Genomic DNA, 17,473 nt, shown 5'->3' on the forward strand with positions numbered 1-17,473 from the left:
TACACCAGGAATTCCAGTCTCCCCTGCAGTACTCTAGTCTGCCCGTATCGCCCGCACGCCCACAGTTAAGCTGTGAGTTTTCACGAACAACGCGACAAACCACCTACGAGCTCTTTACGCCCAGTAATTCCGGACAACGCTCGCACCCTACGTATTACCGCGGCTGCTGGCACGTAGTTGGCCGGTGCTTCTTCTCCAGGTACCGTCACTTACGCTTCGTCCCTGGTGAAAGAGGTTTACAACCCGAAGGCCGTCATCCCTCACGCGGCGTCGCTGCATCAGGCTTGCGCCCATTGTGCAATATTCCCCACTGCTGCCTCCCGTAGGAGTCTGGGCCGTATCTCAGTCCCAGTGTGGCCGGTCACCCTCTCAGGCCGGCTACCCGTCGTCGCCTTGGTAGGCCATTACCCCACCAACAAGCTGATAGGCCGCGGGCCCATCCCACACCGCAAAAGCTTTCCACCACACACCATGAAGCGCGTGGTCCTATTCGGTATTAGACCCAGTTTCCCAGGCTTATCCCAAAGTGCAGGGCAGATCACCCACGTGTTACTCACCCGTTCGCCACTCGAGTACCCCGAAGGGCCTTTCCGTTCGACTTGCATGTGTTAAGCACGCCGCCAGCGTTCGTCCTGAGCCAGGATCAAACTCTCCAAACAAAAACTCCCCATCCAAAGACAGGGCAGAATCCAGTTCAGAACAATCTGACCTAAACAAAAGACACCAAAAACTGGCATCAAAAAAACAACCACACCCCACAAACGGGAAAACACGAGGTGCAGTCAAAAAACAACAAACAAAAACCACCAAACACACTATTGAGTTCTCAAACAACACGCCGTTTTCGGGCAACCCCACCAACCTACTACCTCTTGGTCGGGCTGTCAAGCTCTTGCTCTGGGCTTTTTCGGCCCCGCTCGCTGCTGACTTGGAATACATTAGCGGGCCGATCTTGATTTTACAAAACGCCTGCATATGGGCGGTTTTTCGGCGAATACGCGTTGCACAGCCGTCCGAACGAACCGTCAGCGCGACACGCCAATGCCCATCAACTGACCCGTTCGACCTCCGCGCCCAGACTCACGAGGTTCTCCACGAACAACGGGTACCCGCGATCGATGTGGAAAACGTCGTGAACCTCGGTGTCGCCATCGGCGACCAACCCCGCCAACACCAAGCCGGCGCCGGCACGAATATCCGATGCCCACACCGGAGCACTCGACAACTGCGGAATTCCGCGCACCACTGCGTGATGCCCGTCGGTCCGGGCGTCGGCGCCCAGGCGAATCATCTCTTCGACGAACCGGAACCGTGCTTCGAACACGTTCTCGGTGATCATCGACGTGCCCTCGGCGATGCACGCCAGGCCGATGGCCATCGGTTGCAGGTCGGTCGGGAATCCGGGATACGGCAGCGTCGCGACGTTGACGGCCTTGGGCCGCTCGTACTGCACGACGCGGAAACCGTTGTCGTGCTGCGTCACGGTCGCGCCGGCATCGTGAAGTTTGTGCAGCACCAGCTGCAGGTGTTGCGGGTCCACCCCCGTCACAGCGACATCGCCGCGCGTCATCGCTGCGGCAATTCCCCAGGTCGCGGCCACAATCCGGTCACCGATCACCCGGTGCTCGGTCGGATGCAGCTTGTCCACGCCGGTGATGGTCAGGGTCGAGGTCCCTCCCCCACTGACCTTGGCACCCATCTGGTTCAACATGTCGCAGATGTCGACGATGTCCGGCTCACGCGCCGCGTTGTGGATGACCGTCACACCCTCGGCGAGCACGGCCGCCATCAGGATGTTCTCGGTCGCACCCACCGACGGGAACTCGAGCTGGATCTCCGCGCCGCGCAGGTGATCCGCCTCGGCGACCACGCAGCCGTGCTCGATATTGCATCGCGCACCGAGCTGCCGCAGACCGGATTGGTGCATGTCGAGCGGCCGCGAACCGATCGCGTCACCACCGGGCAGTGCCACTTTCGCCTTCTTGCAGCGCCCCACCAACGGGCCGAGCACACACACCGACGCGCGGAACTGCCGGACCGCGGCGAAGTCGGCGTCGTACTTCGGCTCGTCGGGAGAGGTGATGCGGGCCACATCGCCGTCGAGCTCGACGGTCGCCCCGAGACCGCGGAGGACCTCCGCCATCAACGGCACATCCAGGATGTCCGGGCAGTTGGTGATCGTGGTCGTGCCCTCGGCCAACAACGCCGCGGCCATCAGCTTGAGCACGCTGTTCTTCGCGCCCCCCACGGCAACTTCGCCGGACAACCGGCTACCCCCGGTCACCACGAAACGCTCGCTCACGCGGCTAAGTGTAAACAGCGGCGAGGGCCGGCGTCAGACAACGAACAGGTCACCGCGAGTACGGTTTCACCCATGGCCGTGCACCTGACCCGCATCTATACCCGGACCGGTGACGATGGGTCGACCGGGCTCAGCGATTTCAGCCGGGTGTCGAAGAACGACGCGCGCCTGGCCGCATACGCGGACTGTGACGAAGCCAACGCCGCGATCGGCGTCGCGGTCGCCGCGGGCGCGCCCGACGAGCGAATCCGGTTGGTACTGCTGCAGATTCAGAACGATCTCTTCGACGCCGGCGCGGATCTGTCGACGCCGGTGGTCGAGAATCCCGAATACCCGCCGCTGCGGATCACCCAGCCGTACATCGACCGGCTGGAAGCCTGGTGTGACGAATTCAACGAGCCGCTGTCGAAGCTCACGTCGTTCATCCTGCCCGGCGGCACTCCCCTGTCGGCCTACCTGCACGTCGCGCGCACCGTGGTCCGGCGCGCGGAGCGGGCGGCCTGGCAGGCGATCGATGAACACGGCGATTCGGTCAGCGTCCTGCCGGCCAAATATCTGAATCGACTGTCGGATCTGCTGTTCATCCTGTCGCGGGTCGCGAACCCGGATGGCGATGTGCTGTGGCAGCCCGGCGGTGGGACGCCGCAATCCGACAACACCGGAACTCAGTAGGGGAATTCAGACTGCGCGGCGGCGCGAGCGCGGCGACGGCCGGGCCTCGAGCCACGACGTGAAAGCTGTCAAAGCTCCACGGTCCAAGGCGATTTCGTAACCGCTGCGCCGTTCGGGACTGTTGTCGCGCAGCTCGAGAATGACCGTTTCGATGGTCATGATGTCGAATTCGTCGCCCCGTGGGGCGCGGCGCCCGACCACTTCCAGGCCGCGACGGGACAGTCTCCGGTCCGGCCACCAGCGCAGGCTCGACAAACGATAAAAGCCGGCCTCACCACCGCGGTAGCGCATGACTCCATGCCGCCACCCGTGGCCGCCGGCAGCTGGGTAGTCGCGCAGGATGGCGGCAGTGCCGCCAACCTGTCGCAACTTCCACAGCCGATAACTCAGTGCGGCAACAGCCAGCACCAACACGCCGACGAGCGCGACCATCACCAACATGGACGCGCTCATCGGGGTATCAGTCGAGCTGGCCTACGGCGCGCAGACGCGCCCGGCCCCACGCAGCGGTCGCCTCGTCGTCCGACGCGGCATCGGCCTTGGCCGCATGCGCATCGATCTCCGACTCCAGCGCCGCATCTTCAACCAGAATCCGCACGGTGTCCTCGGTTACCGAGAGGAACCCACCGGACACGGCGATCCGCAGATCATCCTCGCCCTCGCGCTCGACCCGGACCATCGCGTCCTCGACCAGCTGGCCGACCAACGGGATGTGCCGGGGCAGGATGCCGATCTCGCCGGCGGTGGTGCGAGTGAAGACGAATGTGGCCTTACCTGTCCACAGCGCGCGCTCGACGGCGACGATCTCGACGTCCATTTCGGCCATGTCACACCACCTTTCGTGCTCGAGTAACTACAGCGATCACAGCTTGGCGCCGAGGCTTTCGGCCTTCTTCGCCAGGTCGTCGAGACCACCGATGAGGAAGAACGCCTGCTCCGGCAGGTGGTCGAAGTCGCCCTTGGCGAGACGGTCGAACGCCTCGATGGTCTCCTTCAGCGGCACCGTCGAACCCGGCTGGCCGGTGAACTGCTCGGCGGCCATCATGTTCTGGCTCAGGAAGCGCTCGATCTTACGGGCGCGGTACACCAGCACCTTGTCCTCTTCCGACAGTTCGTCGATACCGAGGATGGCGATGATGTCCTGAAGGTCCTTGTAGCGCTGCAGGATACGGATGACTTCCTGAGCAACCCGGTAGTGCTCGTCGCCGACGATGCTGGGGTGCAGGATCGTCGAGGACGACGCCAGCGGGTCCACGGCCGGGAAGATGCCCTTGGAGAACACCGCACGAGAAAGCTCGGTGGTGGCGTCCAGGTGGGCGAACGTCGTGGCCGGGGCCGGGTCGGTGTAGTCGTCGGCGGGCACGTACACGGCCTGCATCGAGGTGATGGAACGACCACGGGTCGAGGTGATGCGCTCCTGGAGCTCACCCATCTCGTCGGCCAGCGTCGGCTGGTAACCCACGGCCGAAGGCATACGACCCAGCAGGGTCGAGACCTCGGAACCGGCCTGGGTGAACCGGAAGATGTTGTCGATGAAGAGCAGCACGTCCTGGTTCTGCTCGTCGCGGAAGTACTCGGCCATGGTCAGGGCCGAGAGAGCAACGCGCATACGGGTGCCTGGCGGCTCGTCCATCTGGCCGAACACGAGGGCGGTGTCCTTGAGCACGTTCGCGTCCGCGAGCTCGACCCACAGGTCGTTGCCCTCACGGGTGCGCTCACCGACGCCGGCGAACACCGAGGTACCGCCGAAGTTGCGGGCAATACGGTTGATCATCTCCTGGATCAGAACCGTCTTACCGACACCGGCACCACCGAACAGGGCGATCTTGCCACCACGCACGTACGGCGTGAGCAGGTCGACGACCTTCAGACCGGTCTCCAGCATCTCGGTGCGGGGCTCCAGGTCGGCGAAGGCCGGCGGCTTGCGGTGGATGGACCAGTGCTCGAACTCCTTGCCGTAACCCGGCTCGTCGAGGCAGTCACCCAGGGCGTTGAACACGTGGCCCTTGACGCCGTCGCCGACGGGCACCGAGATGGAGGCGCCGGTGTCGCGGACGTCGGTGCCACGCACCAGACCGTCGGTCGGCTGCATCGAGATGCAGCGCACCAGGTTGTCACCGAGGTGCTGAGCAACCTCGAGGGTCAGGGTCTTGGCCAGCGCACCGAAGGTGATGTCGGCGTGCAGAGCGTTGAACAGCTCGGGCACAGAGCCACGCGGGAACTCGATGTCCACCACCGGGCCGGTGATGCGAACCACGCGACCAGTGGTCTTGGTCTCTACGGCAGAAGTCATATCTCTCTTCGCTTCCTACGGGGCCTATTTCGCGTCGGCCAGCGCGTTGGCGCCACCGACGATTTCGCTGATTTCCTGGGTGATCTGGGCCTGGCGCTCGCGGTTCGCGGCGAGGGTCAGGGCCTTGATCAGGTCGTCGGCGTTGTCCGTTGCCGACTTCATGGCGCGTCGACGCGAAGCCGACTCCGAGGCCGCGGCCTCAAGCAGTGCCGCGTAGACACGGGTCGCTATGTAGCGAGGGAGCAACGCGTCGAACAGAACGTCCGCACTCGGCTCGAACGAGTACAGGGTGTGGACCTCGGTCGGCTCCCCCGTGTACTCGACGGCCAGCGGGGCGATCCGCACGGCTTCGGCGGTCTGCGACAGCATCGACTTGAACTCGGTCGACACGATGTGCAGTTCGTCGACGCCCAAGATGCCGTCGGCACCCGGTTCGTCACCCTCGTCGTCCGCACCCGCCATGAACGCCGTCACCAGGGTGTCGGCGATCTCCTTGGCGTTGGCGTACTCCGGACGCTCCGAGAAGCCGGTCCAGGACTCGGCGACGGGGCGCTGACGGAAGCTGTAGTAGCCCAAGGCCTTTCGGCCGACGACATACAGCACCGGCTCCTTGCCCTCGTTGCGGAGCAACGTGAACAGTTCCTCGGCCCGACGCAGGACGTTGGCGTTGTAACCGCCGCACAGGCCGCGGTCGGACGACACCACCAGGACCCCGGCACGGCGCGGGTTCGCCCGCTCCACGAGCAGCGGGTGGTCCAGCGCGCTGGCCCCCGCAAGCTCGGTGAGCATGTTGGTGATCTCGGTGGCGTAAGGCCGGGCTGCATCAACCCGGGCCTGCGCCTTGGCGATTCGCGACGTGGCGATCAGCTCCTGCGCCTTCGTGATCTTCTTGATCGACGAGGCGGATTTGATACGTCCGCGTAGCTCGCGCAGTGTGGCTGCCATTGGTTACCTAGGCCTTCTTCGGTGCCGGCTTGTTGACCTTGACCGACTCCTGGCCGAGCTCAGCAGGATCCAGGGCCTCGGCCTCTGCTTCCTTGACGACGACCGAGCTACCGTCGGTGGCGGCGAAGCCCTTCTTGAACTCGTTGATCACCGAGACCAGCTTCTCCTCGTTCTCCTCGGAGAGCTTCTTGGTCTCCTTGATCCCGGTGAGGATGTCGGCGTGGCTGGCCTTCACGTGCTCGAGCAGCTCGGACGAGAAGCGCGAAACGTCTTCGGCCGGAACCGAATCCAGGTGGCCCTGGGTACCGAGGAAGATCTCGATGACCTGGTCCTCGACGGCCAGCGGGCTGTACTGCGGCTGCTTCAGCAGCTCGACCAGGCGCACACCGCGGTCCAGCTGAGCCTTCGAAGCGGCGTCCAGGTCCGAGGCGAAGGCCGCGAAGGCCTCCAGCTCGCGGTACTGCGACAGGTCCAGACGCAGCGAGCCGGCAACTTCCTTCATCGCCTTGATCTGCGCGGCACCACCGACGCGGGACACCGACACACCGACGTTGACGGCGGGGCGGACACCCTGGTTGAACAGGTCGGACTCCAGGAAGCACTGACCGTCGGTGATCGAGATGACGTTGGTCGGGATGAACGCCGAGATGTCGTTGGCCTTGGTCTCGATGACCGGCAGACCCGTCATCGAACCGCCACCGAGCTCGTCGGACAGCTTCGCGCAACGCTCCAGCAGACGCGAGTGCAGGTAGAAGACGTCACCCGGGAACGCCTCGCGGCCCGGCGGGCGACGCAGCAGCAGCGAGATGGCGCGGTAGGCGTCGGCCTGCTTCGACAGGTCGTCGAACACGATCAGGACGTGCTTGCCGTTGTACATCCAGTGCTGGCCGATGGCCGAGCCGGTGTACGGGGCCAGCCACTTGAAGCCGGCTGGGTCAGAGGCGGGAGCCGCGACGATGGTCGTGTACTCCATGGCGCCGCCCTCTTCCAGCGCGCGCTTCACGCTGGCGATGGTGGTGCCCTTCTGGCCGATCGCGACGTAGACGCAACGCACCTGCTGCTTCGGGTCGCCGGTCTCCCAGGCCTCGCGCTGGTTCAGGATGGTGTCGACGCAGACGGCGGTCTTGCCGGTCTTGCGGTCACCGATGATCAGCTGACGCTGGCCGCGGCCGATCGGGGTCATGGCGTCGATGGCCTTGATACCGGTCTGCAGCGGCTCGCTGACGCTCTGGCGCTGAACCACGGTCGGGGCCTGCAGCTCGAGGGCACGACGGGTCTCGGCCTTGATCTCGCCCTGGCCGTCGATCGGCTCACCCAGCGGGTTGATGACGCGGCCCAGGAACTCGTCGCCGACCGGCACCGAGAGCACCTCGCCGGTGCGCTTGACCTGCTGGCCCTCTTCGATTTTCTCGAACTCACCCAGGATGACCGTACCCACGCTGTGCTCGTCGAGGTTCAGGGCCACGCCCAGAACACCGCCGGGGAACTCGAGGAGTTCCTGGGTCATGACCGAGGGCAGACCCTCGACGTGTGCGATGCCGTCACCGGCGTCGACGACAGTGCCGATCTCTTCACGATCGGTCGAGGCCGAGAACGTCGTTACGTAGTTCTCGATGGCACCTTCGATATCAGCAGCCGAGATTGTCAACTCTGCCATGGTTTTTGGTCTTCCTAGTCTTGGGTGTTTCGGAGTTAGTCGGGCAGCCGGTTGGAGGCGGCAGCCAGTCGTGACGAGATGGAGCCGTCGATCACCTCGTCGCCGACGGTGATGGTCAGACCACCGAGGAGGCTCGGATCGACATGCAGCTGGACGGACACCGGGTGGCCGTAGATGCGGGTCAGAACCGACGTGAGTCGGGTCCGCTGTGCATCCGACAGGGCCGCGGCCGCTTCGACGTGAGCGACCACCTCGCCGCGGCGGGCGACTGCCAGCTCGGCCAGATCAAGGACGGCCTGGTCGGCGCGCTCACCGCGCAGCAGGCTGACGGTCTGCGTCAGCAGCGCCTTGACGGTGCTGTTGGCCGAGCCGTTGGCACCGGTAAGGACCTTGTCCAGCAAGGCAACTCGGCCGTCGACCGGGGTGCCGTAGTCACCGAGCAGCGTCGAGAGGCGCGGCTGCGCGTCCAGCACACGGCTGAACCGGAACAGCTGATCCTCGACCTCGGCGACGTCACCGCTGACCTCGGCCCGCTTGATCAGTGCCAGGCGAGCGACGTGCTCGATGGCGTCGACCAGGTCGGACTGCTCCGACCACCGCGAAGACACCGCGGCACGCAGCAGTTCCAGTGCGTTGGCGCCGATCTTGCCGGACAGCACCGCGTCCAGCAGAGCGACCTTGGGGGCGGGGTTGTCGGCGGGCTCGGCCAGGTGCCGTCCGAGGTTGACCTCGGTCAGCAGCAGCCGGGCGACGGCGGCCAGATCATCGGCCAGCGCGGTCAGCGCGGCCGCGTCCAGGCCGTTGGCGGTCGCGTCGAACTTCTGGACCAGCGCGGTCAGTGATTCCCGGCTCGCGGCCCGCAGCTTCGCCTCGGCGTGGGTGCCGACCTCAGCCGAGGACGGCGCCATCTGCTCGAGATCGTCCAGGAAACGGTCGACGGTGCCGGCCTGCGCGCCGGGCTCGGCGACGTAGCGCCGCACCAGCTCGTCGGCCTTGGCGACGGACTCCGCGCCCAGCTCCTGACGGAGCTGACGGATGACGCCCTGGCGCATCAGCTCGACGTGCTGGCCGCCCTGCGCCTTGATCCGCTCGGCGTCGATGGCGGCCTGCTCGGTGAGTTGCTCGACGATGCGCTGCGAGTCGTGCCGCGCCTCGTCGGTCACCTTGGTCGACTCCGCCTTCGCGTCGGCAAGAGCCTTGGCGTGCATCTTGTCGGCGTCCGCGAGTTTCTGTGCGGCTTCGGCACTTTCGGCCAGCGCGACGCGAACGGCCTCCTGCTGCTTGGCCATCATGCCCTTCACCGGAGGTACCACGTACTTCCAGATGATGGCCACGATGACGGCAAAGCCGATCAGCTGCCCGATGAAGATTTCCATCTACTGGCTCCCGCCTGATTTCACGTCAGCCGCCAACTCGACGCCGAGAATGCGGCTCGCCAGCGTCTGGGACAGGTTGTCGACCGACGACTGCAGTTCGGTCTGTGTGGACTGTCGCTGTGCGGACAGTGCCTGGTCGGCACCCTTGAGGGTTTCGGCCACCTCACCACTCGCCGCTGCACGCGCCTGGTCGACGACCTTGCGGCCCTCGTTGCGGGCCTCGTCACGGATGGCCGAGGCCTCCGTGCGAGCACCCGCCATCGCCGCGTTGTAGTCCGCCTCTGCGGCGGCCACCTGCTCAGCCGACTTCCGGTTGTCAGCAGCGGTCTTGGCGAGCATTTCCTCGCGTTCGACCAAGACCTTGCTGACAGGTGGCACAACCCACTTGCCGATCACGCCGAGCACGATCAGGAAGATGATCAGCACGACGAAGAAGGTCGCGTTGGGGATCAGGAAGTTCTGACCCCCGCCGCCTTCCGCTGCTGCCTGGCCCGAGGCCAGGATGGTTGCGCTCAATTCACCCATGTCGACGGATTACGACAGGCCCGGGGTGGCGAACACGAAGAGCGCCATGAAGGCCAGGTTGATGAAGTACGCGGCTTCCACCAGACCGACGGTGATGAAGAACGGGGTGAACAGGCGGCCCTGGGCCTCCGGCTGACGGGCGATGCCCGAGATCAGCGCGTTACCGGCGATACCGTCACCGATACCGGCACCGATGGCGCCACCGGCCATGATCAAGCCACCGCCGATGAGGGCGCCCTGGATGATAGTGGCGTTCGTTGCTGCGTCGGCCATTCTCTTTTTCCTCCTTGGTAACTGGTAGCTGCGCTACCAGGGTCTTATTTGTGGTTCCTACAGGTCTTGCGGGTACTTAGTGGTGCTCGTCGAGTTCCATCGACTGGCTGAAGTACAGGATCGTCAGCAGCGCGAAGATGAACGCCTGGATCAGGCCGACGAACAGGTCGAAGGTCTTCCAGATGGCGTTCGGCGCCCACTGCACGTACCAGGGGAACATCGCGATCAGCGCGACCAGGATGCCGCCGGCGAACATGTTGCCGAAGAGTCGCAGAGACAGCGAAACCGGCTTGGCGATCTCCTCGACGATGTTGATCGGCGCGAGGACCGCGACGTGGCCCTTCAACAGCTTCTTGAAGTGACCGAAGACGCCACGGCGCCAGATGCCCGCTGCGTGGTAGCAGAGGAACACGAAGAGCGCGAGCGCCAGCACGTAGTTGATGTCCGAGGCCGGCGGGGCAAGCAGTTCCTTCGCGCCACCGTCTTCTCCACCGAACTGCACCGGCAGGACCGAGAGCCAGTTGGAGATCAGGATGAAGGTGAAGATCGTAACGGCCAGCGGCAGCACGAACGGCGCGATCTTCATACCGATCGCGGTCTCGATCTGCTGGCGCATCTGGATGGTGACGGCTTCGAAGAACAGCTGCACACCGCCGGGCACTCCGGTCGAGGTCACCTTGGCCTTCACGATGAAGGCCAACGCGATGACGATGACCGCGGCCACGCTGGTGGCGATGATCGTGTCGACGTTGAAGGTGTAGCCCCACAGCTCGTGCTGCTCGTGGTGGCCGACCTCGATGGCGGCCTCGGCGGTGAATTGTTGAATCACTTGGGTCGTCAGTCCTTTGCTTCTGATCCGTCGTGTGCTTCTGGTTGGTCGCCGCCGCCACCGTTACGTTGGCCGGCACGGACCTTCTTCATCACCGGCAATGCGGTGCTCATGACAAGAATCGCCTGGAACAATGCCACCCCGAACAACACGCCGATACCGGTTGGCTTGAAGAACCACGTGATCAGCAGGGCGATCACCGAGATGGCGACCAGCCGCATCGCGGAGTTGGCGGCCATCTGCATCTTCAGGGGGTGGTCCTTGGCGGTGACCTTGGCAACCGCGCGACGGACCATCATGGCGTTGGCCAGACCGAGCGCCATCCCCAGACCGAAGAAGGCGCCGAATTTCAGATTGCCGCTCACTGCGTATCCGCCACCGAGCGCGATGGCTGTCACGAGGAGCGAGATAGCAAACAAACGCACGGGCTGAAAAGCCACTGCCGGCAACACCAAAGGCGCGTCCTGCGCTGGTGTCGTCATGGTGTTCACCTCAATCCCGCGGTCACGAGTGCCGTCCCCATATACCTGGCAATCCTGTGTGCGTGCCCACAGAGCGTATCGAAGGTCACATCGAGCGCGTCGGGCACACTGGAATCACCCAAGGGGAAGCTCCCTTTGTCGGTCGTCATTCGGCGCCGATCGGCTTGTGTGAACCGATGGGCCGGGCCGGCAACCCGCGAGGTTTTTCGGGTTCTGCCAGAACCGTACCACATGGTGAGCACCCGAAAACGGGCACCTACTACTTTTTGTCGTACTCGCCTTCTGGCAGGTCATCGCGCCGCCGCAGCAGCGGAATCAGGGTGAAGATGGCGGCCAGCAGGATGGCCCCGAGCATCACCGCGCCGGTGTACCGGGGGTCGAAGAAAATGGTGCTCGCGGCTCCCAGTGCCACGATGCCCACCCATAGGTAGATCAACAGCACGACGCGTCGGTGCGAGTGACCGATCTGCAGCAGCCGGTGGTGCAGATGCATCTTGTCGGGACTGAACGGGCTGAGTCCGGCACGGGTGCGGCGCACGATGGCCAGCAGCATGTCGAGGGCCGGTACGAACATCACCGCAACGACCAACAGGAATGGCGACAGCAAAGCAAAAACGTCGCGCGCGCCGTAGGCGTTCTGCGAGATCGGGCCCGCCGCCGTCGTCGACGCCGCCGCCAGCATCAGGCCGATGAGCATGGACCCGGAGTCCCCCATGAAGATGCGGGCCGGATGGAAGTTGTGCGGCAGGAAGCCCAGGCAGGCGCCGGCGAGCACCACCGAGATGACGGCCGGCGGGTAGAACAGCACGTCACCGCCGTGGTCGCGCAGCAGCCCGACCGAGAAGATGCAGATGGCCGACGCGGTGATGAGCCCGAGGCCGGCGGCCAGGCCGTCGAGGCCGTCGACGAAGTTCATCGCGTTGACGATCGACACCGTCAGCGCCAGGGTCAGCAGGATCGACGACGCCTGGTCCAGCACGATGGTGCCGACGCCGCCGATCGGGATGTACAGCACACTCCACGCGACGCCCATGGTGACCAGGACACTGGCCGCGGTGATCTGGCCGGCGAACTTCGTGAGGGCGTCCAGGCCCCAGCGGTCGTCGATCAGGCCGATCAGCATGATCAGGCCGCCCGCCACCACCACCGCCGGCATACCGGACGAATAGACGAAACCTCGGGTGAGTGCGGGCAATTGGGACGCCAGCAAGACGGCGGCGGCCACCCCGACGTACATGGCCAGCCCGCCCATGCGCGGGACCGGCTGGACGTGGACGTCGCGTTCGCGCGGGTAGGCGACGGCACCGAAACGAAACGCCAGCGCCCGCACCCAGCCCGTGGCGAAGTAGGTGATGATCGCCGCGGTGAGCCCGACGAGCACGAGCTCCCGGAGCGGAACCCCGGTGCCCCGATCGATCTGCGCGAGCAGCCGGCCTGCGTCGGCAACTACGGTCACGACACCTCGCCGGTCAGGGACTCCGCTTCGACGCTGAGCACTTCGGCGATCTGCGCGAGGGAGATCGGCCCTTCCCGCAGCACCCGCGGCGTCGCGCCGGTGAGGTCGACGATGGTGGACGCGGACTGCTTGGTCGCCGGTCCGGCGTCCAGGTACACCTCGACCTTGTCGCCCAGCTGCGCCCGCGCCTCGTCGGCGTTGACCGCTGGCGGCTGACCCGAGATGTTGGCGCTGGACACGGCCATGGGGCCGACCTCGCGCAGCAGCTCGATCGCCACCGGATGCAGGGGCATGCGCAGCATCACGCTGCCGTTGGTGTCACCGAGATCCCACGACAGTGACGGGGCCTGCCGCACGACAAGGCTCAGCGCGCCGGGCCAGAACGCCTCGATCAGGTCCCGGGCGGCCGGGGGCACGGCGTAGACGAGCCCGTCGATGGTGCGCCAGGAGCCGACGAGAACCGGGACCGGCATGTTGCGGCCCCTCCCCTTCGCGGCCAGCAGCGCCGCGACGGCCTCGCTGTTGAAGGCGTCGGCGCCCAGGCCGTAGACGGTGTCGGTGGGCAGCACCACCAGGCGGCCGCCCTTGAGCGCACTGATAGCCGAGGCGATCCCGGTGGCGCGCTTGGCCGCATCACCGCAGTCGAACGTCTCCATGCATCACTCCTCACGCAAGCGTTTCGTCGGTTGCCATGACCCGTTTTACCGTCGGGTCGCGGTGACGAACCGGGGCCGCCCGGTCAGATCGCGCCGCGCGGTGATGTCACCGAACGTACCGTCGCGGTCCAAGGCGGCCACCACCTGATCGGCTGTGGTGTCGTCGTGTTCGATCCCCAACTTGCCGCCGGGACGCAGCAGCCGGGCCGCCAGCGCGATGATCGGCACGATGACGGACATGCCGTCGGGCCCGCCGAACAGGGCGCCGGCCGGGTCGTGGTCGATGACTTCGGGGTCGAGGTCGGCGCCGTCGGGGATGTACGGCGGGTTGGACACCAGCAGGTCCACTGTGCCGGTCCTGTCTGACAGCAGGCTGGGAACGGTGACATCGCCTTCCAGCACCTCGACCGCGCCGCCGGCGCAGTTGCGGCGGGCGTAGACCAACGCCTCCGGGGACTTCTCGACGGCCACGACCTGCGCCTGTGGCCAGGTGTGCGCGAGGGCCAGGGCCAGCGCTCCCGAGCCCGTGCACAGGTCCACGATCACCGGGCTCGACGGCAGCTGCTGCTTCATGGCCCACTCCAGCAGGGCCTCGGTCTCGGGCCGCGGAATGAACACGCCCGGACCGACGTGCACTTCCACCGGTCCGAATGCCGCGGTTCCGATCAAGTGCTGCAAGGGAATTCGCTGTGCGCGACGCGCGACGACGTCGCTGTAGCCCGCGAAGAACGTCGCGTCGGGCTCGACGAACAGCAGCCGGGCCCGATCGACTCCGGCGATGTGCGCCGCCAGGTACTCGGCGTCGACGCGGGCGGAATCGATGCCCGCCGCAGCCAACGTCGTGGTGGCCTCGTCGAGCGCCTGCCGGATGCTATTCACCCTCGGCGAGCCGGGCCTGCTTGTCCGCGGCCGCGAGGGCGTCGAGCAGCGCGTCCATGTCGCCGTCGAGCACCTGGTCGAGGTTGTGGGCCTTGAAGTTGATGCGGTGGTCGGCGATCCGGTTCTCGGGGAAGTTGTAGGTCCGGATGCGCTCGCTGCGGTCGACGGTGCGGATCTGGCTGGCGCGGTCCGCGGAGGCGTCCGCGGACGCCTGCTCCTCGGCCAGCGCCTGCAGGCGCGCGGCGAGCACCACCATGGCGCGGGCCTTGTTCTGCAGCTGCGAGCGCTCGTTCTGGCAGGTGACGACGATGCCGGTGGGCAGGTGCGTGATGCGCACCGCCGAGTCGGTGGTGTTGACGCCCTGACCGCCCTTGCCAGACGAGCGGTAGACGTCGATCCGCAGGTCGGATTCGTCGATCTGTACCTGCTCGACGTCTTCGGGCTCCGGGTAGACCAGGACGCCTGCGGCCGAGGTGTGCACGCGGCCCTGCGATTCGGTGACGGGCACGCGCTGCACGCGGTGCACGCCGCCCTCGAACTTCATGCGCGACCACACGCCGTCGGCGGAATCGCCCTTGCTGGCGATGGTGATGGTGGCGTCCTTGTAGCCGCCGAGATCCGACCAGGTCTCGTCGAGCACGGTGACGGTCCAGCCGTGGCGCTCGGCATACCGGATGTACATGCGCGCGAGGTCGGACGCGAACAGCGCCGATTCCTCGCCGCCCTCACCGGACTTCACCTCGAGGACGACGTCGTCGGCGTCGTGCGGATCGCGCGGGGCCAGCAGGTCGGTCAGCTTGGCATCGAGCTCGGCGACGCGGGCCTCCAGCTCAGGCACCTCCGCGGCGAACGCGGCGTCCTCGGCGGCCAGCTCACGCGCCGCTTCGAGGTCACCCTGGGCGGCCTCGAGCTTGCGGTAGGTGACGACGATCGGCGACACCTGCGCGAAGCGGCGACCGACCTTGCGGGCGGCGCCGGCGTCGGCGTGCAGGTTCGGGTCCCCCAGCTGCCGCTCGAGATCGGCGTGCTCGGCCAGCAGTGCCTCGATGCGGGGCGCGGTATCGGTCTGTGCCACTTTCGGACTCCTGCGGTTGATCTGGGGTGCCGGATGCTGGATACGAAAACGGCGCCCGGACCTGACGCGAATGCGACAGATCGGGCGCCGTTGACGAAGCTAGCTCTCGGACGCGGCCTTCGAGCCGGCGTTGCGCTTGCCGTACCGCTTCTCGAAGCGGGCCACGCGGCCGCCGGTGTCGAGAAGCTTCTGCTTGCCCGTGTAGAACGGGTGGCACTGCGAGCACACCTCGACAACGATGTTGCCGCTTTCCTTGGTGCTACGAGTCTGGAAGCTGTTGCCGCAACCGCAGACCACAGTGGTCTCGACGTATGCGGGGTGAATACCCGATTTCATTTCATGGTCCTCTGTGTTCGATGGCGCCGGGTCGCCCGAGAATTCGGACGTGAACCGGAACCGAGGGGGTTCGGCGGTCGATTATGCCAGGTCAGCCGCCAAGGTCCTAAACGCCTGCGGGCCGGTGACTATTCCTCGGCACCTCACTGCCCCAGCTCGGCCAGGCGACGCTCCAGAAATCGTCGCTCCGGCTCGGTCGTCGCCAACGCCAGGGCGCGCTCGAACGCGCTCCGCGCCTCATCGGTCCGGCCCAAGCGGCGCAGCAGCTCCGCGCGAGTCGACGGCAGATAGCGGTAATCGCCCAGGTCAAGGGCATCGATGAGCTCCAGCGCCCGGACGGGATCGCCGGCCTCGGCGACGGCCACCGCACGATTGAGCGCCACGACGGGCGATCCGGTGAGCGCCTCGAGCCGCTCGTACAGGACCACGACCTCGTGCCAGTCGATTTCCTCGTCGGCCTGCAGCGAAGCGATGGCGGCCTGCAGAACGTATGGCCCGGCGGCCAGCCGCAGGGCCAGCGCGCGGTCCAGCGCGGCCCGTCCAGCGTCGACCTTGGCCTGGTCGTACCGGGTCCGGTCCTGTTCGGCGAGGGGCACCACCCGGCCGTCGACGACGCGGGCCGAGCGCCGCGAATCGTGTAGCAGCATCAAGGCCAGCAGCCCGTAGGCCTCGGGCTCGTCGACCAAGAGGTCGGCCAGGAGTCGGCCGAGGCGGATCGCTTCGGCGGCGAGGTCGTCCCGCTCGGTGAAGCCCTGGTTGAAGATCAGGTAGATCACCGCGAGCACCGCCGCCACGCGGTCGGGCAGCAGCCGGTCGGCCGGCAGGGCGAACGGGATGTTCGTCGCCTTGATCTTGGTCTTGGCGCGGGACAGGCGGCGCTTCATGGTGTCCTCGGAAACCAGGAACGCCCGCCCGATCTCGGCCGTGGTCAGCCCGCCGAGAGCCCGCAGCGTCAGTGCCACCTGGGCCTCACGCGCCAGGGCCGGATGGCAGCACATGAAGATCAGCTGCAGGCGCTCGTCGCCGATGGTGCTGTCATCGAGGTCGATGTCATCCATGGTGGTTGCCTGTTGATCCGCTTGGAGCAGCCGGGTTTTGGCGCGCAGCGTCTGCTCGCGGCGCAAGCGGTCGATCGCGAGATTGCGACCGGTGCGCACCAGCCAGGCCACCGGCGCGTCGGGCACACCGTCGCGGGCCCACCGTTCGGCCGCGCGGACGAACGCCTCCTGCGCGGCATCCTCGGCGAGCTCGAAGTCGCCGAGGATGCCGATGAGCGCGGCCAGGACCCGGCCCCACTCGCGCTGGAAGATCGCGTCGATCAGTGGGCACCCTCAAATGGGGTCTCGAAGAGCGGCCGCACCTCGACGCCGCCACCGAGTCGCACGGCCGGGATCCGCTGGGCGAATTTGAGGGCCTCGTCGAGATTCTCGGCGTCGATGACGAAATAGCCGGCGAACACCTCTTTGGTGTCGGCGAAGGGACCGTCGGTGATCAGGTCGGCCCGAACCGATGTCGCGGTTTCGACGGGCTGCAGGTGGCCGCCACCGACGCACTGCGGGTCCTGACGAAGCGCCGCGTACTCGGCCGTCAGGGCCGCGTGCTCTTCCTCGGTGATGTCGGTGTCGTGGCTGCCCGGCTTGATGTAGATCAGCGTTGCGTATTTCATCGTTGTCTCCTTCTGGGTTGATCGTCCAACAGCAATGAGACGAACGGGGAC

Annotated in this window: 19 protein-coding genes and 1 rRNA gene; 1 reads left to right on the top strand and 19 read right to left on the bottom strand. The window is 66.1% G+C overall.

The window, feature by feature from the left end:
- Nucleotides 1–659: ribosomal RNA gene (locus BR47_RS0100005) — 16S ribosomal RNA — on the bottom strand; the annotation flags it as partial.
- Between the two features lie 389 nt (nucleotides 660–1,048).
- Entirely contained in the window at nucleotides 1,049–2,302 is a 1,254-nt protein-coding gene (murA, locus tag BR47_RS0100010) for a UDP-N-acetylglucosamine 1-carboxyvinyltransferase (RefSeq protein ID WP_020104139.1), read from the bottom strand.
- Nucleotides 2,303–2,374: 72 nt separating this feature from the next.
- Here murA and BR47_RS0100015 point away from each other — a divergent pair, with 72 nt between their 5' ends.
- Entirely contained in the window at nucleotides 2,375–2,974 is a 600-nt protein-coding gene (locus BR47_RS0100015) for a cob(I)yrinic acid a,c-diamide adenosyltransferase (RefSeq protein WP_020104138.1), read from the top strand.
- Nucleotides 2,975–2,980: 6 nt separating this feature from the next.
- Here BR47_RS0100015 and BR47_RS0100020 read toward each other — a convergent pair whose 3' ends face one another.
- From BR47_RS0100020 to BR47_RS0100105, 17 genes are all read right to left on the bottom strand, one after another.
- Entirely contained in the window at nucleotides 2,981–3,427 is a 447-nt protein-coding gene (locus BR47_RS0100020; RefSeq protein ID WP_020104137.1) for a DUF2550 domain-containing protein, read from the bottom strand.
- A gap of 7 nt (nucleotides 3,428–3,434) precedes the next feature.
- Nucleotides 3,435–3,800, bottom strand: coding sequence for a F0F1 ATP synthase subunit epsilon (locus BR47_RS0100025; protein ID WP_020104136.1), 366 nt, complete (start codon nucleotides 3,798–3,800; stop codon nucleotides 3,435–3,437).
- A gap of 36 nt (nucleotides 3,801–3,836) precedes the next feature.
- Nucleotides 3,837–5,267, bottom strand: coding sequence for a F0F1 ATP synthase subunit beta (gene atpD, locus BR47_RS0100030; RefSeq protein WP_029105840.1), 1,431 nt, complete (start codon nucleotides 5,265–5,267; stop codon nucleotides 3,837–3,839).
- A gap of 24 nt (nucleotides 5,268–5,291) precedes the next feature.
- The gene (locus tag BR47_RS0100035) at nucleotides 5,292–6,212 is read right to left on the bottom strand and encodes a F0F1 ATP synthase subunit gamma (protein WP_020104134.1); all 921 of its coding nucleotides are present in this window, start codon (nucleotides 6,210–6,212) and stop codon (nucleotides 5,292–5,294) included.
- Between the two features lie 7 nt (nucleotides 6,213–6,219).
- Nucleotides 6,220–7,869 (bottom strand): F0F1 ATP synthase subunit alpha, encoded by a 1,650-nt coding sequence (gene atpA, locus BR47_RS0100040; RefSeq protein ID WP_029118210.1) that lies wholly within the window; start codon nucleotides 7,867–7,869, stop codon nucleotides 6,220–6,222.
- 35 nt (nucleotides 7,870–7,904) lie between these two features.
- On the bottom strand, nucleotides 7,905–9,245 hold the full coding sequence (locus BR47_RS0100045) for a F0F1 ATP synthase subunit B/delta (RefSeq protein WP_029118211.1): 1,341 nt from the start codon (nucleotides 9,243–9,245) through the stop codon (nucleotides 7,905–7,907).
- Nucleotides 9,246–9,770 (bottom strand): F0F1 ATP synthase subunit B, encoded by a 525-nt coding sequence (locus BR47_RS0100050; protein WP_020104131.1) that lies wholly within the window; start codon nucleotides 9,768–9,770, stop codon nucleotides 9,246–9,248.
- A gap of 9 nt (nucleotides 9,771–9,779) precedes the next feature.
- Nucleotides 9,780–10,043 (bottom strand): F0F1 ATP synthase subunit C, encoded by a 264-nt coding sequence (locus tag BR47_RS0100055; RefSeq protein ID WP_020104130.1) that lies wholly within the window; start codon nucleotides 10,041–10,043, stop codon nucleotides 9,780–9,782.
- Nucleotides 10,044–10,119: 76 nt separating this feature from the next.
- Nucleotides 10,120–10,872, bottom strand: a complete 753-nt coding sequence (gene atpB, locus BR47_RS0100060) for a F0F1 ATP synthase subunit A (protein ID WP_029118212.1) — start codon at nucleotides 10,870–10,872, stop codon at nucleotides 10,120–10,122.
- Nucleotides 10,873–10,880: 8 nt separating this feature from the next.
- Complete coding sequence (locus BR47_RS0100065; protein WP_029105839.1) at nucleotides 10,881–11,354, bottom strand: hypothetical protein; 474 nt, start codon at nucleotides 11,352–11,354, stop codon at nucleotides 10,881–10,883.
- 259 nt (nucleotides 11,355–11,613) lie between these two features.
- A complete protein-coding gene (locus BR47_RS0100075; RefSeq protein WP_020104126.1) occupies nucleotides 11,614–12,810 on the bottom strand; it encodes a glycosyltransferase family 4 protein in 1,197 nt (398 codons plus the stop codon).
- The gene (locus BR47_RS0100080) at nucleotides 12,807–13,466 is read right to left on the bottom strand and encodes an L-threonylcarbamoyladenylate synthase (protein WP_029118213.1); all 660 of its coding nucleotides are present in this window, start codon (nucleotides 13,464–13,466) and stop codon (nucleotides 12,807–12,809) included. Before BR47_RS0100080 ends, BR47_RS0100075 begins: the two co-directional genes overlap by 4 nt.
- Before the next feature lie 45 nt (nucleotides 13,467–13,511).
- Nucleotides 13,512–14,345 carry a peptide chain release factor N(5)-glutamine methyltransferase gene (gene prmC, locus BR47_RS0100085; protein ID WP_029118214.1) on the bottom strand — a complete coding sequence of 278 codons (834 nt, stop codon included), beginning with the start codon at nucleotides 14,343–14,345 and terminating at the stop codon, nucleotides 13,512–13,514.
- Nucleotides 14,338–15,420 carry a peptide chain release factor 1 gene (gene prfA, locus BR47_RS0100090; protein WP_020104123.1) on the bottom strand — a complete coding sequence of 361 codons (1,083 nt, stop codon included), beginning with the start codon at nucleotides 15,418–15,420 and terminating at the stop codon, nucleotides 14,338–14,340. Before prfA ends, prmC begins: the two co-directional genes overlap by 8 nt.
- 99 nt (nucleotides 15,421–15,519) lie before the next feature.
- A complete protein-coding gene (rpmE, locus tag BR47_RS0100095) occupies nucleotides 15,520–15,756 on the bottom strand; it encodes a 50S ribosomal protein L31 (protein ID WP_029118215.1) in 237 nt (78 codons plus the stop codon).
- A 143-nt stretch (nucleotides 15,757–15,899) separates the two neighbouring features.
- Nucleotides 15,900–17,075, bottom strand: coding sequence for an RNA polymerase sigma factor (locus BR47_RS0100100; protein ID WP_502685810.1), 1,176 nt, complete (start codon nucleotides 17,073–17,075; stop codon nucleotides 15,900–15,902).
- Nucleotides 17,075–17,422, bottom strand: coding sequence for a YciI family protein (locus BR47_RS0100105; RefSeq protein WP_020104120.1), 348 nt, complete (start codon nucleotides 17,420–17,422; stop codon nucleotides 17,075–17,077). The genes BR47_RS0100100 and BR47_RS0100105 overlap by 1 nt, the downstream gene beginning before the upstream one ends.
- Nucleotides 17,423–17,473: the final 51 nt, after the last annotated feature.

The organism is Mycobacterium sp. UNC410CL29Cvi84 (assembly GCF_000686745.1).
GTDB classification, from domain to species: domain Bacteria; phylum Actinomycetota; class Actinomycetes; order Mycobacteriales; family Mycobacteriaceae; genus Mycobacterium; species Mycobacterium mucogenicum_B.

What these genes read in the sequence shown, in the direction of transcription:
- BR47_RS0100015 (WP_020104138.1), top strand. Translation starts at nt 2,375, where the DNA reads ATGGCCGTGCACCTGACCCGCATCTATACCCGGACCGGTGACGATGGG.
- BR47_RS0100020 (WP_020104137.1), bottom strand. Translation starts at nt 3,427, where the DNA reads ATGAGCGCGTCCATGTTGGTGATGGTCGCGCTCGTCGGCGTGTTGGTG.
- BR47_RS0100025 (WP_020104136.1), bottom strand. Translation starts at nt 3,800, where the DNA reads ATGGCCGAAATGGACGTCGAGATCGTCGCCGTCGAGCGCGCGCTGTGG.
- atpD (WP_029105840.1), bottom strand. Translation starts at nt 5,267, where the DNA reads ATGACTTCTGCCGTAGAGACCAAGACCACTGGTCGCGTGGTTCGCATC.
- BR47_RS0100035 (WP_020104134.1), bottom strand. Translation starts at nt 6,212, where the DNA reads ATGGCAGCCACACTGCGCGAGCTACGCGGACGTATCAAATCCGCCTCG.
- atpA (WP_029118210.1), bottom strand. Translation starts at nt 7,869, where the DNA reads ATGGCAGAGTTGACAATCTCGGCTGCTGATATCGAAGGTGCCATCGAG.
- BR47_RS0100045 (WP_029118211.1), bottom strand. Translation starts at nt 9,245, where the DNA reads ATGGAAATCTTCATCGGGCAGCTGATCGGCTTTGCCGTCATCGTGGCC.
- BR47_RS0100050 (WP_020104131.1), bottom strand. Translation starts at nt 9,770, where the DNA reads ATGGGTGAATTGAGCGCAACCATCCTGGCCTCGGGCCAGGCAGCAGCG.
- BR47_RS0100055 (WP_020104130.1), bottom strand. Translation starts at nt 10,043, where the DNA reads ATGGCCGACGCAGCAACGAACGCCACTATCATCCAGGGCGCCCTCATC.
- BR47_RS0100065 (WP_029105839.1), bottom strand. Translation starts at nt 11,354, where the DNA reads ATGACGACACCAGCGCAGGACGCGCCTTTGGTGTTGCCGGCAGTGGCT.
- BR47_RS0100080 (WP_029118213.1), bottom strand. Translation starts at nt 13,466, where the DNA reads ATGGAGACGTTCGACTGCGGTGATGCGGCCAAGCGCGCCACCGGGATC.
- rpmE (WP_029118215.1), bottom strand. Translation starts at nt 15,756, where the DNA reads ATGAAATCGGGTATTCACCCCGCATACGTCGAGACCACTGTGGTCTGC.
- BR47_RS0100105 (WP_020104120.1), bottom strand. Translation starts at nt 17,422, where the DNA reads ATGAAATACGCAACGCTGATCTACATCAAGCCGGGCAGCCACGACACC.